Genomic DNA, 12,120 nt, shown 5'->3' with positions numbered 1-12,120 from the left:
GCAGAACGCCTTGTCTGTCTAATGGAAAAGTGGAGAAGATATGGAAGCTCTATTTTCTTACGGAACGCTTCAACAACGGCAGGTTCAACTCGACACTTTTGGGCGTTTGTTAGAAGGCCAAAAAGACACCCTTACAGGATATATTCTTTCTGAAGTAGAGATCACCGATCCTCAGGTGATTAAGTCCAGTGGGACTAACCTTCATCCCATATTGAAGTTTACTGGTAATCAAACAGATTGCGTTGAAGGCAGTGTTTTTTATATTACTGCCTCAGAACTGGCGCAAGCCGATGAATACGAAGTTGATGATTATGTTCGAGTATCCGCTATACTTAAATCGGACATTGAAGCTTGGATTTATGCGGCTGATAGCACTTAGATTATCTTGGATAAACTGAACCTGGTCTAACATTCGTTGCTAACTAAGGGAGGTCTTTTATGAAGTTGACAAATGAACTTCAGGTGGCAGCTCTACTTGGCCGCAATAACATGAGCGATAGGGATATTGTCGAATGCTATAAACTACTTGAGATAATAGACTTTGATGAGTTTATTTTTATCATAGAGCAAAGCAAAATATGGCCTTCTGTTTATTCTAATATTCATCAATATTTCCGCCCATCTATTCCTGAAAGGGTTTATGAATATTTAAAGAAGAAATATCAAAATAATGTAAAAAAATGCAGCGATCAGTTCAGGCTGTTGAGTATTATTGAGCATAAGCTCGAGAATAATGGTGTGAGTTACGGATGCTTTAAGGGTAGCTATCTCGCATTAAAGTTATATGGTGACCTTGCTAAAAGATACTCTAATGACATTGATATTATTGTATGCGAAAAGGATCTGGAGAGAGTCGATGAGCTGTTAAGAGAGCTTGGTTTTGAGTGTGATGTGTTTAGTTCTTTTAGTAATGAAATGCTGAAGATGTATTTCAAGTCTCAAAAAGATTTGATATACAAAAATGACAAAGTTGTATTAGAGCTGCATATTCGATTAAGTGTTGAAAAGTCCAGGTTATCAGAGCATTGCTCTAAGTGGTTTATTGAGGAAAACTCTCCATCAAATATCTCTGTTTTAGAGTTTATATATTTGTGCTGGCATAGTTCAAGATCTCTGAATTTTAGATTGAAGTGGTTGGTTGATATTGTCGAATATATCGAAGTTTTGGAGAAGAGCACGAGCAATGTGTTTGATAGTATTATTAAAAAGTCTAAAGAGCTGAATGTATTTGGGCATATCTCTTCATGTCTTTATCTTTCTAGCATGATATTTGGGCACTTTATTCCTGATGAAATTAAAAGACACGTTGAAAGCAAACCTGCTCTCTTAAAAGTTATAAATGATTCTGTCGAGGCATTGATCTATCGTCGAGATATTACTTCGCCAAGGTTTATGATAAAGATCGCTTTTTGTCGAATTGCCTTATCTCATGGTATCTACAGAAAGGCTTCTATGTTAGTTCGCCTTCTATTTTACCCCAATGTAAGTGATATCATTAGAATGAAAGAAGTTTCGTATAGGTTACCTTCTATCTTATACATTGCTCGTCCACTGCTTTTACTTAAGAGAATTGTTGCTAATAAATAAATCCGGGCTGTTCTATCAAAAATGCTCTTGTTTAGCTAGGTGTTGGCCTATCATATACGAAAAAGCAATGGCTCTTAGAGGAATCTTTGGCTGTTCAGTAGGAGCAAAATCCTCTAAGTATTTCAACACTTTTTCTACATTAACATACCGACTTAATGTTGATGTTGAATCGAGGTTTTTAATGCTTTTTAAAAGCACATTTTTATCTTCTGTAAATTGAGAAATTGCAGTGGGAACTGAGTGGCGCGCTTTGTCTTCTCTGTATTGTATTTCTATTGGTACAACCCCTGTCATGCTTTTTCTAAAAAGGTAGCGTCTGACCCCTCCTTTTTGTTTCAAGTAGGATGGAAGTGACAGGCAAAATTCAAGTAACCTTATGTCCAATAGTGGGTGACGATAGTCAATGCCATAAGAAGATGCAAACAAGCCTCCGTTTTCTAGTCGCGTGAGCAGCATTGGGCTGGTGACTTTTCTTAACTCTCGATCACGTACACATCCATGGGTTTGATATAAGTAATTGCTCGTTAACAAGTTAGGAAGATTATGTTTGTCGGCAAATTCTCTCTGAATGCATAGTCTTGCTTTTTCGCTATTCCATGTTATTGCTTTTGGGGGAGATCCTCTTAGCTTTTGTAAGCTATTGTAGAACGAAGGATATAGTTCTTGCAGTACGACAGAAAGAAAGTGCCGCATTACAGATGTACGTCGTTGCTTTGATAGATCGAGAATTTCTCTCCATAGTGAGCCCCATTGATTCCTATGTATCATATCGCTATATACACCATCACCATAAGAGCTGACCAGATGATCGCCGCCAAACCCCGTGAGTAGCGTTCGACATCCTGTTTCCCTTGCTGCTTCGAAAAGTCCGGAGGAGTAAAGAGTTTGCGTGGGTAGTGCTGGTGAGTTATGGAGTCTTGAAATCTTATGGATAATATCAAAAGCGCCTTTTCCTTCCATTGTAATCTGATGTCGATTGTTAGGTGGCAATTGAATATAATCACATAACATCGAGATATATTTTTCTTCATCTTTAAATGGAAAATAACGACGCTTATCATTAGCCGATTGAACATGAGAGAAGCAGTGAAAACTTTGAGTGGATTGCGAAAATGCTAATGCAGAGACAAAGGATGAGTCGAGCCCTCCACTCAACTCTGAGCCTATTGGGTAGCAACTGCGCAAACGACATTCGACAGACTCTTTTATTTTCTCCCTTAGTGCTTCTACATATTCTTGCTCATTACTTAACACTAGTTCTTTCTCGTAGGTCAGCTGCCAAAATTTATTCTTCTTGAGCTTTCCATTTTCAATAGTGAGGGTGTGAGCTGGTTCCAGAGCCTGTATGTTTTTAAAAAAAGTGGAAGTTTTATCTTTGGTTAATAAGCATAAAGAGTAGGCTAGCCAAGATTCATTAATATCACCATTAACAAAAGGAAGCTTAGATATGCTCTTAATTTCGCTTGAAAAAACAAACTGCTTTGAGTCGATGTAATAATATAGTGGTTTGCAACCCATATGATCTCGAGCGCAAAATAGCCTCCGCTTTTGCTTATCCCATATTGAAAATGCAAAGTCACCCAAAAAGTAGTTAACACATAATGTGTCCCAACGTTGATAGGATGTCAGGATTATTTGGGCATCACTTATATTATTTGGATTAGCACAGCATAGATCTAGTAGTTTAAGGAGCTGCTCTCTGTTGTCTAAGCGAGCATCCGCAACAATTGATAACGAATTGTCTTGTATTGAAATAGGCTGTTGATCATGAAGAGAGTCTGGTGTGTTGTAGCGCATCAAATGAGACATGCTAATATTGCCAAAGCCTCTTGTATTGATTGAATCTGCACCCCAATGATTCAGCGACTCAATCATTATTGCTGACTCTGCTACTTGAGATGGCGCGTTATCTAGATTATAAATTCCACAGATAGAGCTCATGTTGCAATTACTAATTGGATGCTTCTATTTCAAAGGCGTTCACTAAGTCGTTTCTATGAAGCTCTGTCAGAATTTCCATTACATCATAGAAGCACTGATTTTCTTCAACGTCATACTCTTCTTGAAGTTGCTTACATAGCGCATTGAATGAAAGCTTTTTATCAAGCTTACTCCATATGTTTGTGGCTGTTGAGTTTAGGCTGTAATAATTACCGTTTTCGATATTTAGTAAGACAAGTTCTCCATCGATAATGCAGTTAGAGTGTTGTTTGTTGCTTTGAAATGACTTGGAGGTAAACTCTTTTAGATTCATTTTGGTGTCTCTTGTTAATAGTGCATCGATTCATCAATATATCCAAAATGCGACATGACATCATAGTGGTTTTCAATCATTTTATTTATTTGAAAGTCAGATAGTACGCTTTTCCAATTGCCTGAACGGCCACTTCGAAAGAAAGCACTGCTATTCACTTGTTCGTTGAAGCCCTCTGATTGTTCTTCTTCTTGTAATGCTGAAAATTGGCTTTTCTTCACTGCTTGTTCAATTTCTTTTGTAGATGCATTTAATCCACAAAAATGAGCAGCTTTTTTAAAAGTTGAGACTGGAAACGCCTGCATGTCTTCATAACGGATAATATGAACGTTTATCTCTTTTGTATTTATCCAGCTCCGTACATGTTCAGACCAGGTTGATAACTGTTGTGGGAGCTGCTTATTATAGTTTTTATTGGAGCTTGCTAAAGAGAAATTAGGATCTGCCATTTGCTGAATACTTTTATCAATATCCTTATGTCCAAGGTGGTAAGCTAGAGAAATACAAATATCTAGTGGGTTTCTTACGATATAGATAGCGCCGTTCAATGTACTATCAGAGATCATTGGCTTTCCATCATCTGAGTAAGTATAAGCATCATGCACTTTTCTAAATTTCCAATGTGTCTCTTGGTTTGCCCAATACTGTTCTACCTCAGGCCTTAGTTTATTAATTTCTTCGTTTGTTAAGTAGCTAGAGTCATACCCTATCGCTTCATCTAATAGAGAACGGCAGCTTGCAATAGGGGCTTTTTCTATGTTCTTTAGGGCCGAGTGATTGTTTTTAGCTAGTAAGTTACCGAGAAACACTCTTAACCATGTGTTTCCTGATTTTGGATACGATGCAAGCCAGCTAATAACACTCACAGAGTTAAATCCTGGACAATAACATTTATTAGCTCCTCGACTTTAAAGCCTGATGTGGGTCGGTTAAGTCTTTTAATTGGAATCTGTTTTATCAAGTCGCTACAGAGTTTAAAGTGTATTGATTGTAGCCCCATACCTTTTAAAAACTGAAATCGATAGGTATTTTTTCTTATGAGTTCAAAGCTTTCTGGTCCTGAGACATCTTCAATATGTAACCTATCATGAGGATCAACAGAGAGAATGTAAACGTGCTTTAGAAAACGGGGAGTTTTACAAAATAGATGAGTATTTGGGAGCGCGTACTTATTGATGTCTTGTCGAACTTTTTTTAGTTCTTGCACTGGTTGACAAAAAGCCGTGCAAGTGTCTTCCCATAGTTTTACTTGAGGGTAGCCGGGATAAACCTTTAAGCCATCCTTATCTTCTTTTACTAGGCATAAGTCGTCACTCAAAAACTGAAAACCATGTTTAATAAAGGCTTGAGTGAGTGTTGACTTTCCTACTCCTGATGGGCCACAAAAGGCAAGGGCACCCCGAGAGGTCGCTATAACGCTGGCGTGGAGCACCAGATAATGCTTTTGCTTTAATAATGCACCTAGTGCCGAGCCAAGTAGAAAGAGTTTTACAGCTTGATTATCTGAAGCTGCATGTTTATCAACGATAATAACATTACCGTTACGTATCCAGTACTTTGCAATATTATCGACCCTTATAATAATTTCTGAGTCTTTTGCTTGGAATCTCGCTCCGTGATGATTTGAGTCCTCAAGAAAGTCAGGAACCTTCCCGTATTGGATTCTAATCGTTTCAGAAAATAAACCTTCATTTTTTGAAAGTTCATTACACTCAATATCCGAGTCGATAGCTAAACCAAATGCTTGATATCTGTATTTAGGTTTTTCAAGGCTTAAAAAAGATGTCATAAGCAATGATCCTGATTATTAATCTGAATCTAATTTATTTACTTTTATTTTCTTCAGCATTAGCTAACCTATTAATAAATCCTATTTAATGATAAGTCAACAGGGTAAAGATGATGGACAAATTTAACTACAAAAACTTGTGCTCTATTAAAGGCAATGTTGTTAGCTTGATGGATGAGCACAACAATACCGTTGAACTCACCGTAGCAGAAGTGAATGCTGCGAAGGAGCATGACAAAGATAAAGAGTGTTTTTCTGTCTTGCTAACCGGACAGCCGAGTTATTTATTATCTCAGGGAACTTATAATGTTAAGCATGATGTTATAGGCGACGTTCCTGTTTTTATTAGCCCAAACAGCGAGACTGAGTACGAGATCATTATTAATCGACAAGTTCAATAATTTGCAACGTAGTTATGGGCAAGCCTCAACGGCTCTTTCCATCAGCAAATAGATATCGTCAGCTTCACTTTTTTGTTTAAAGCCAAGTCGCTCGTAGAGTTGCTTGGCTTTGTTATGTCTTTCAACATGAATAGACACTTTTCTTCCTGTGGTATCTGCTTTATTGAACAGACATTCAAGTAAGTAACTCGCTATTCCTCTATTTCTAAATTTTGGCATAAGAGCAATGTCAACAACTCTTATTTCATGATCCCAGTAGTCAACAAAGAAGCGACCTGCTTTTTCATCACAAAAATAGACGATGTCGAAACTTTCTGTATTGTAGTGTGAGCAATAGTACTGATGTTGGGTTTGAAATTGGTTTTGAATAAACCATTCTTTCTCCTCTCTTGAGAAGTTGGTGAGTGCCAACTCTTGTTCTCGTATCGACGCGTAAAGTTGTTGAAGAAAAGGCATATCTTCATCCTTGAACCGGCTTATCTTTACTTGATGATAGAGATGAGGATTTTGGCGATTAAGTATCAAAGTCATTGTTTTATTAACTTCTCGAAGGAAACAAGCCTTCTAATGCAATGCAAAACTGCATTGCTAAGTAAGGCTGTTGGTTTTCGTGAGGTTGATTACCTCCATAAGTTGCTAAAGACTCTCCCGACATAGGTGTTAGAGAAGTGCTGTTTTGAATGTATTCGTGGACGTTAAGGTCTTTATCTGTCGCTGGAAAAACTGTGTTATTTGGAACATTGGTTGACCCTGCTCGTCTGATCCCTACTGCCCGATGGTTGTGGACTGGTAGTTGATTTGAGTTAAGGGTGATAGCGTTGGCTCCTAAAGCTTCTCCTTCATCACGAGGCGTTAAACCTGGACCATTACCCGGATGCATAGGCACTCTAGCTTTAAGGTTAGGTAACCCCATTGTTGTGCGTCCGTCACCACCATATATCGTTCCTATGATTGCGAATAAGGCGGTATTTTGACTGATTGGGAGAAGTTGGCCATCGCAAGCTGCCCATGAACGTGGTGCAAAGGTGTAAGGCATTATGCGTATTTCTCCGATAAAAGGTTCTGCCATGACATTCTCCTTAGCTTCTTGGTGGGTAGAGCCCAAAGAGGGCAATGATGAAGTTAACACAAAGTGAGGGCATCAAATTGCTATGAGCCTGACTGGCGCCTGTGTTTTGTACTGCGTGTTCTGAAAACTCAGACTCTCTGCCTTGTTCGTATTCGTGATAGAAGTCTGCGGGCGTTTGCCCAAGAATTTGTGATGATGGGTTTGGTGATGAGACATCATTTAAAGCGGCTTGCATTGGGTGATTATGTGACGGTATTTGACTGGTGGCCAAAGTTACTCTTTCAACTCCATATTGTTGACCAAGACCATAAGGTTGTAGACCTGGGCCTGTGCCATAGTTAATTGGCACTCGTCCTCTTAGATCCGGCAAAGCAAAGCTAGTACGGCCATCACCACCATAAGTGGTTCCTAGCAATGAAAACAGCGCATCATTTTGGCTGATAGCCATAATCTGTCCATCACACAGAGCCCAACTTCGCGGTGCAAAATTCCCCGCAAACATTCTGATTTCTCCTATATAAGCATCACTCATATCGGCTCTCCATATCTAGTTTCTGGAAGGGTAAGTGCCCGTTAAGGCAATACAAAAGTTTAATCCCAAGCTTGGTTGGCGGTTTTCATGAGACAAGCCAGACCCTGCTGATGTTGATGATTGTGGAGACAGCTGGGTAACGTTCGACGGAGAGGTATAAAAAACATCGTCGGCGACGGCAAAGGTTGTTGTGCCGTCAAGAGTCACATTACTTCCAGTCGCCGTTTCTGTTGAGGCCATAAAAGCGTGGGTGTGGGTGGGAACTTCTGCTTGATTTATTGTGACGGTTTCCACTCCTCCTTTTGTGCCTTGCCGCATGCCAAGATCGCTGTCTATGTGGCGAGGTACTCTTCCTCTTAAGTCTGGTAAGGCAAAGGTTGTGCGACCATCACCACCAAACTGTGTTCCTAAGAGAGAGAAAAGGGTCGTGTTTTGAGAAATTGGAAGCACCGCGCCATTGCAAAGAGCCCAGCTTCTTGGTGCCCAATTGAAGCCATACATTTTTATTTCACCAACAAATGGATCAGCCATAGGTAATATCCTATTGTGTGTATGTTGATAACTCGCAAGTTAAGATGGTTAGTCATCATTGTATTTACGAAGTCTTATTCCATTGAGCATTAAGGAAGTTTCCAACAGTACGTAACGACAAAATGACTTCTTGAAAAGCTAGTCAATATGGGAGTAATGTCAAGAATGTAGATATTGATGGGACGAGTTTGTAAGTATAATTTTTTTGAGATAAATGAGTGGGAAGTAACAACCACGGACTAGTCAGTGATTAAGAAAAAAAAGAAACATTTTAAAAATAAATTGGCTTACATGAAGCGCTTTTGTTTTTGTCCATACTACTGGCGAGGAAGAGTGTATTTTTCTAAAAAAGAAATGTCGGCAATTCATAAAATCGCAGAGTCCTATTTTTTTTATATGAAACCGAAATGGCAGCGCTATAGTTTTATGGGCTTATTGATGTTGATATGGCCTGTACGAGTATTTTTATTAAGCCTTAAACTGGTCAGTAAGTTTGGTAGCGACGTTGAACGACGTTCTGGGGTTTCTAGGCTTAGGCAGTTACGGGAGCTTTTTTACATTTCTCTACATTTCGGTGTCTCTCCCAGGCTTTATTACCGCTATCAAGTTTATCTGTCAGAAAGTAAAGAGAAGATAGCTTTCTATATATATGACCATGAGATTCAAGGGCTGTTTTCATACCTCAATAAATTTTCAAAAAGAATTGAATTGAATAATAAAAGAGCGTTCGCCGATTTATGCTTTCAACATAGTTTTCCTCATGCTGAAACCTTAGGTGTTTTTTCTAAAGGGGAGTGTTTAGTTGATGGTGAACAAGTGGAGGGAAATGGGTTTTGTCATGACCTGTTTATTAAACCAATAACGGGATGTAAAGGTGAGAATGCAAAGCTTTGGATATTTAATGATGGCTACTATCATCTATGTGGCAGTCACGAGATCTTTGATTGGCGACAGCTAATAAAGTATTACAAGAATGAATCAAAGGAGCGAGGTTTTCTTGTTCAAAAGAAAATTAAAAGTCACCAGGCTTTAAAGGAGATCGCTGGAAATACCGTATGTTGTGTTAGATTGGTCACTTTTGTTAAAGGAGGGCATGATATTGAGTTCCTGGATGGAGTTTTAAAATTTCCAGTGAGCGATGAAGTGATTAATAATATTGGTTTTATATCAAAAATAGATACCAAAACTGGGAAGCTTACTAAGGCGTATGATTACCGAATAAACTCCCAACCTTTAGACAGGCACCCAACAAAAAACATTAAGTTTAAGGAAGTCGTTGTTCCCGGCTGGTCGAATGTCCTTAAACTTGCTCGCCGTGCTCATCGACGACTTTTTTCTGAGTATTTTTCAATAGGATGGGATATCGCAATAACAGAAAGAGGCCCTATATTATTGGAAGCTAATGAGTACTGGGATGTTTTTACTATGCAAAGAGCTTTAGAGGTACCTTTGGGAGATACTGCTTTTGGAGTATCCTGTTTTGAACGAGCATATAAGATTTGTCAAGAAGGGCCATGAGTTTCATGTCATGCTCAAAAAAAGTTAATGTGGGGTAGGGCTTTACAGCGTATCTAATATTGGCTAGTTTATAAAAAAAGGAGACGAAAATGTCAGATAAAATGAATAAAGAAAATGACTCGCAAGACTCCAAAAAGAAATGGGAGAAACCGGAGTGCCACCACTTGTCAACTAAAGACACAAAAGGAGGTGGATTTGGTGGCAACGAGACGACGACAACAAAACCAGGCTCCTAAGACCCATTAGCTTAACTGGACTATTCATTCAGATATATTATTTGATCTGCACCTTTTATTGACGATTCATGGTGCGAGATGATGATAGTTGTTAAGCTCCCTCTGAGATATTCTATTATGGAGTTTATATTGTTTATGTTCTCTTTATCCAAAGCGCTGGTTACTTCGTCAAGAATAAGAACTTGAGGGTTATTAATAAGAGCCCTAGCAAGAGACAGTCGCTGCTTTTGGCCACATGATAGTCTCATTCCATGCTCGCCAAGAGGGGTGTCTAACTGCTGTGGAAGTCGCCTAACAAATTCATCTGCAGAAGCTTTATGTAAGGCATTCCAAATTTCCTCATCCGTGAATTTTTCTGGCAAAAAATCGGTAATGTTATTACGTAAAGTGTCGTCAAAAAGCAGTGTTTCTTGTGTTACATAACTCAAAGAATTTCTCCATTGGGCAATCGAGTAACCTGACAATAACGTTCTATCACAATATATTTCTCCGGAACAAGGTTCTATCAAGCCTGCTATTAAATCTGCTAACGTTGACTTCCCTGATCCAGAGGGGCCAGAAATGGCTACAACTTGGTTTTTCTTTATCGTGAAGTTAAGATTTTTGATAGTCGGAACTAAGCTGTCTGGGTGTTTGTATTCAATATTGCTGAGAGTTATCTTATCGTTCAATTTCAATCGGTCTATTGAGCTTTTTTCTTCTTTATGTACTTTTAACTCTGTTAGAAAATCACTAATGCCTTTCATTGAAGGTGATTTATGGTAAAGCTGTAGTAACGTTTTGTGTCCGCTTGATACACTTGGCAGGAGCCGGGCGTATATGCCTATTAATAGCAGAGCTTCTCCTATAGGTATTGAGACAATATTGAGAGAACCATAGAGGATAACACTGAATAGTATGCAAGAGCCGATAAGGTAGACACAACTTGCTATCGCTTGGCTTTTTGCTGAGGTCACATTTTGCTTCTCTAAAAAATGGCTCGCTTTAGTTATTTTGTTAAGACAATGTTTTTCTTTATTATTGACTTTGATGTATTTTATATTATGAAGTTGTTCGCTTATTAAACTAAATATGTCTTTGAAACTCATTAGAAAATTTGAGCCGCTAGAGTAATTGAGTTTATGCAATGGTATTAAAATAAGGGAGAGGATGCTCATGCAGATCAGGGAATATAATGTCATTTTCCAAGATATGAAGAAGGCAACGCTTATTAATGTTATCGAAAAAAGCATCTGGCTGAGAAGTGTGAAAGCTAAATGCGCTGCTTGACCTATGTTTTGTATCTGAACTGTCAAGTTATGGACAAGTGTTGGAGATTTTTGATGGCGAAGATACTGCCATCGACTTGAAAGAAGATGCTGATAAGTATGTGTGCGAAGAAAAGCTATGTAGTTTTGTTGTAATTGTACTTTGAGCAGGCTGATATAAAGATTTAACAAAGCTATTACGCTGATAATTAGTACGTAAATGGCTAGAATATATTCTAAAGGCAATGTCTCCTTAATATAAACAAAAGAGTAACTACTTTCTTCTATTGAAGTATCTACGCCAAGAGTATTAAGGAGTGGAAGAATTAATAACAGTCCTACTCCAGTCGTTGCACTTTGTATCAGCATCAGTATAAGGAGTAAGCTCTGTTTGGTGGGCGCAAAGCCAAAAAAATCGTTAAGAGCAGCTTTTATATTTCTTAGGCTCTCGTTATGCATTGACGGTGTCCTTATCTAAGATTCTATGGGAGCTACAAATGAGGACAATATCTTATATTTTTTATAGTTCTTTTTGCCTGTTATTACTTCATTGTTTGCGACTACCCAGGCGTGAGCATTAATTTTGGGAGAGGCTTCTTCTGATAAACGAACGCCAAAGTGAATTGTGTGAGGGATTTTATAATATAATAAAAGACACTTTGTCATTAGAGCTTGTGTTAAGCAACTTGACTCCCACAGCATGTAGTGAGATACGTGGCGAACAGTTTCGCCGATAGAAACGGCTAAAGCTTTATTTGAACTTTCCGTGTTTGTGACATGATGTTCATCTTCTATAGCAGAATTGCCAATTAAGCGAGACAAATATTTGAAAGGAACTATTAAGATGACTAGTCGCGCAAATAAACTAATAAGTGGTAATAAGCAGTACCAGACACGCTCGTGTGCAGTTTTCTTGGATAGTTTGCTGAGCAGCTTCATCTCTGGAAAGTCCTAAC

Annotated in this window: 15 protein-coding genes; 5 read left to right on the top strand and 10 right to left on the bottom strand. The window is 38.5% G+C overall.

The genetic code is table 11. The features are described from left to right. The first annotated feature begins 40 nt into the window (after nucleotides 1–40). Nucleotides 41–379: a gamma-glutamylcyclotransferase family protein gene (locus NH399_RS23740; protein ID WP_253043805.1), complete on the top strand. Its 339-nt coding sequence runs from the start codon at nucleotides 41–43 to the stop codon at nucleotides 377–379. 59 nt (nucleotides 380–438) lie between these two features. Next, nucleotides 439–1,587: a nucleotidyltransferase family protein gene (locus NH399_RS23735; RefSeq protein WP_253043804.1), complete on the top strand. Its 1,149-nt coding sequence runs from the start codon at nucleotides 439–441 to the stop codon at nucleotides 1,585–1,587. Between the two features lie 15 nt (nucleotides 1,588–1,602). Here NH399_RS23735 and NH399_RS23730 read toward each other — a convergent pair whose 3' ends face one another. From NH399_RS23730 to NH399_RS23715, 4 genes are read right to left on the bottom strand one after another with little or no spacing between them, the layout of a single operon-like run. Then, nucleotides 1,603–3,528 (bottom strand): asparagine synthase-related protein, encoded by a 1,926-nt coding sequence (locus NH399_RS23730; RefSeq protein WP_253043802.1) that lies wholly within the window; start codon nucleotides 3,526–3,528, stop codon nucleotides 1,603–1,605. 10 nt (nucleotides 3,529–3,538) lie between these two features. Then, nucleotides 3,539–3,841: a PqqD family protein gene (locus NH399_RS23725; RefSeq protein WP_253043801.1), complete on the bottom strand. Its 303-nt coding sequence runs from the start codon at nucleotides 3,839–3,841 to the stop codon at nucleotides 3,539–3,541. Nucleotides 3,842–3,855: 14 nt separating this feature from the next. Next, nucleotides 3,856–4,707: a sulfotransferase domain-containing protein gene (locus NH399_RS23720; protein ID WP_253043800.1), complete on the bottom strand. Its 852-nt coding sequence runs from the start codon at nucleotides 4,705–4,707 to the stop codon at nucleotides 3,856–3,858. Continuing rightward, nucleotides 4,704–5,630, bottom strand: a complete 927-nt coding sequence (locus NH399_RS23715) for a hypothetical protein (protein ID WP_253043799.1) — start codon at nucleotides 5,628–5,630, stop codon at nucleotides 4,704–4,706. Before NH399_RS23715 ends, NH399_RS23720 begins: the two co-directional genes overlap by 4 nt. A gap of 110 nt (nucleotides 5,631–5,740) precedes the next feature. On the opposite strand from NH399_RS23715, the gene NH399_RS23710 reads away from it, so the two are divergent. After that, nucleotides 5,741–6,031, top strand: coding sequence for a hypothetical protein (locus NH399_RS23710; protein WP_253043797.1), 291 nt, complete (start codon nucleotides 5,741–5,743; stop codon nucleotides 6,029–6,031). 12 nt (nucleotides 6,032–6,043) lie between these two features. Here the strand turns inward: NH399_RS23710 and NH399_RS23705 are convergent, their stop codons facing one another. From NH399_RS23705 to NH399_RS23690, 4 genes are all read right to left on the bottom strand, one after another. Beyond that, complete coding sequence (locus tag NH399_RS23705) at nucleotides 6,044–6,487, bottom strand: N-acetyltransferase (protein ID WP_253043796.1); 444 nt, start codon at nucleotides 6,485–6,487, stop codon at nucleotides 6,044–6,046. 82 nt (nucleotides 6,488–6,569) lie between these two features. Continuing rightward, nucleotides 6,570–7,100 (bottom strand): phage tail protein, encoded by a 531-nt coding sequence (locus tag NH399_RS23700; RefSeq protein WP_253043794.1) that lies wholly within the window; start codon nucleotides 7,098–7,100, stop codon nucleotides 6,570–6,572. Between the two features lie 10 nt (nucleotides 7,101–7,110). Beyond that, complete coding sequence (locus tag NH399_RS23695; RefSeq protein ID WP_253043793.1) at nucleotides 7,111–7,632, bottom strand: phage tail protein; 522 nt, start codon at nucleotides 7,630–7,632, stop codon at nucleotides 7,111–7,113. A 15-nt stretch (nucleotides 7,633–7,647) separates the two neighbouring features. Then, entirely contained in the window at nucleotides 7,648–8,163 is a 516-nt protein-coding gene (locus NH399_RS23690) for a phage tail protein (RefSeq protein ID WP_253043791.1), read from the bottom strand. Between the two features lie 246 nt (nucleotides 8,164–8,409). Here NH399_RS23690 and NH399_RS23685 point away from each other — a divergent pair, with 246 nt between their 5' ends. Together NH399_RS23685 and NH399_RS23680 are read left to right on the top strand one after the other, a co-directional pair. Then, complete coding sequence (locus tag NH399_RS23685) at nucleotides 8,410–9,681, top strand: sugar-transfer associated ATP-grasp domain-containing protein (protein ID WP_253043790.1); 1,272 nt, start codon at nucleotides 8,410–8,412, stop codon at nucleotides 9,679–9,681. A gap of 89 nt (nucleotides 9,682–9,770) precedes the next feature. Then, nucleotides 9,771–9,917, top strand: a complete 147-nt coding sequence (locus NH399_RS23680; RefSeq protein ID WP_253043789.1) for a hypothetical protein — start codon at nucleotides 9,771–9,773, stop codon at nucleotides 9,915–9,917. 20 nt (nucleotides 9,918–9,937) lie between these two features. Here the strand turns inward: NH399_RS23680 and NH399_RS23675 are convergent, their stop codons facing one another. Both NH399_RS23675 and NH399_RS23670 read right to left on the bottom strand, forming a co-directional pair. Continuing rightward, a complete protein-coding gene (locus NH399_RS23675; protein WP_253043788.1) occupies nucleotides 9,938–11,623 on the bottom strand; it encodes an ABC transporter ATP-binding protein in 1,686 nt (561 codons plus the stop codon). Between the two features lie 15 nt (nucleotides 11,624–11,638). Further along, a complete protein-coding gene (locus tag NH399_RS23670; protein ID WP_253043786.1) occupies nucleotides 11,639–12,103 on the bottom strand; it encodes a lasso peptide biosynthesis B2 protein in 465 nt (154 codons plus the stop codon). Between the last annotated feature and the right edge of the window lie 17 nt (nucleotides 12,104–12,120).

This window comes from Pleionea sp. CnH1-48 (genome assembly GCF_024124665.1).
GTDB lineage: Bacteria > Pseudomonadota > Gammaproteobacteria > Enterobacterales > Kangiellaceae > JAMXSB01.
Note: the sequence above shows the minus strand (reverse complement) of the source record. Positions and strands in the feature narration are given on the sequence as shown.

Coding starts and splice junctions, on each gene's coding strand:
- NH399_RS23740 (WP_253043805.1), top strand. CDS start 41: ATGGAAGCTCTATTTTCTTACGGAACGCTTCAACAACGGCAGGTTCAA.
- NH399_RS23735 (WP_253043804.1), top strand. CDS start 439: ATGAAGTTGACAAATGAACTTCAGGTGGCAGCTCTACTTGGCCGCAAT.
- NH399_RS23730 (WP_253043802.1), bottom strand. CDS start 3,528: ATGAGCTCTATCTGTGGAATTTATAATCTAGATAACGCGCCATCTCAA.
- NH399_RS23725 (WP_253043801.1), bottom strand. CDS start 3,841: ATGAATCTAAAAGAGTTTACCTCCAAGTCATTTCAAAGCAACAAACAA.
- NH399_RS23715 (WP_253043799.1), bottom strand. CDS start 5,630: ATGACATCTTTTTTAAGCCTTGAAAAACCTAAATACAGATATCAAGCA.
- NH399_RS23710 (WP_253043797.1), top strand. CDS start 5,741: ATGATGGACAAATTTAACTACAAAAACTTGTGCTCTATTAAAGGCAAT.
- NH399_RS23705 (WP_253043796.1), bottom strand. CDS start 6,487: ATGCCTTTTCTTCAACAACTTTACGCGTCGATACGAGAACAAGAGTTG.
- NH399_RS23700 (WP_253043794.1), bottom strand. CDS start 7,100: ATGGCAGAACCTTTTATCGGAGAAATACGCATAATGCCTTACACCTTT.
- NH399_RS23695 (WP_253043793.1), bottom strand. CDS start 7,632: ATGAGTGATGCTTATATAGGAGAAATCAGAATGTTTGCGGGGAATTTT.
- NH399_RS23690 (WP_253043791.1), bottom strand. CDS start 8,163: ATGGCTGATCCATTTGTTGGTGAAATAAAAATGTATGGCTTCAATTGG.
- NH399_RS23680 (WP_253043789.1), top strand. CDS start 9,771: ATGTCAGATAAAATGAATAAAGAAAATGACTCGCAAGACTCCAAAAAG.
- NH399_RS23675 (WP_253043788.1), bottom strand. CDS start 11,623: ATGCATAACGAGAGCCTAAGAAATATAAAAGCTGCTCTTAACGATTTT.
- NH399_RS23670 (WP_253043786.1), bottom strand. CDS start 12,103: ATGAAGCTGCTCAGCAAACTATCCAAGAAAACTGCACACGAGCGTGTC.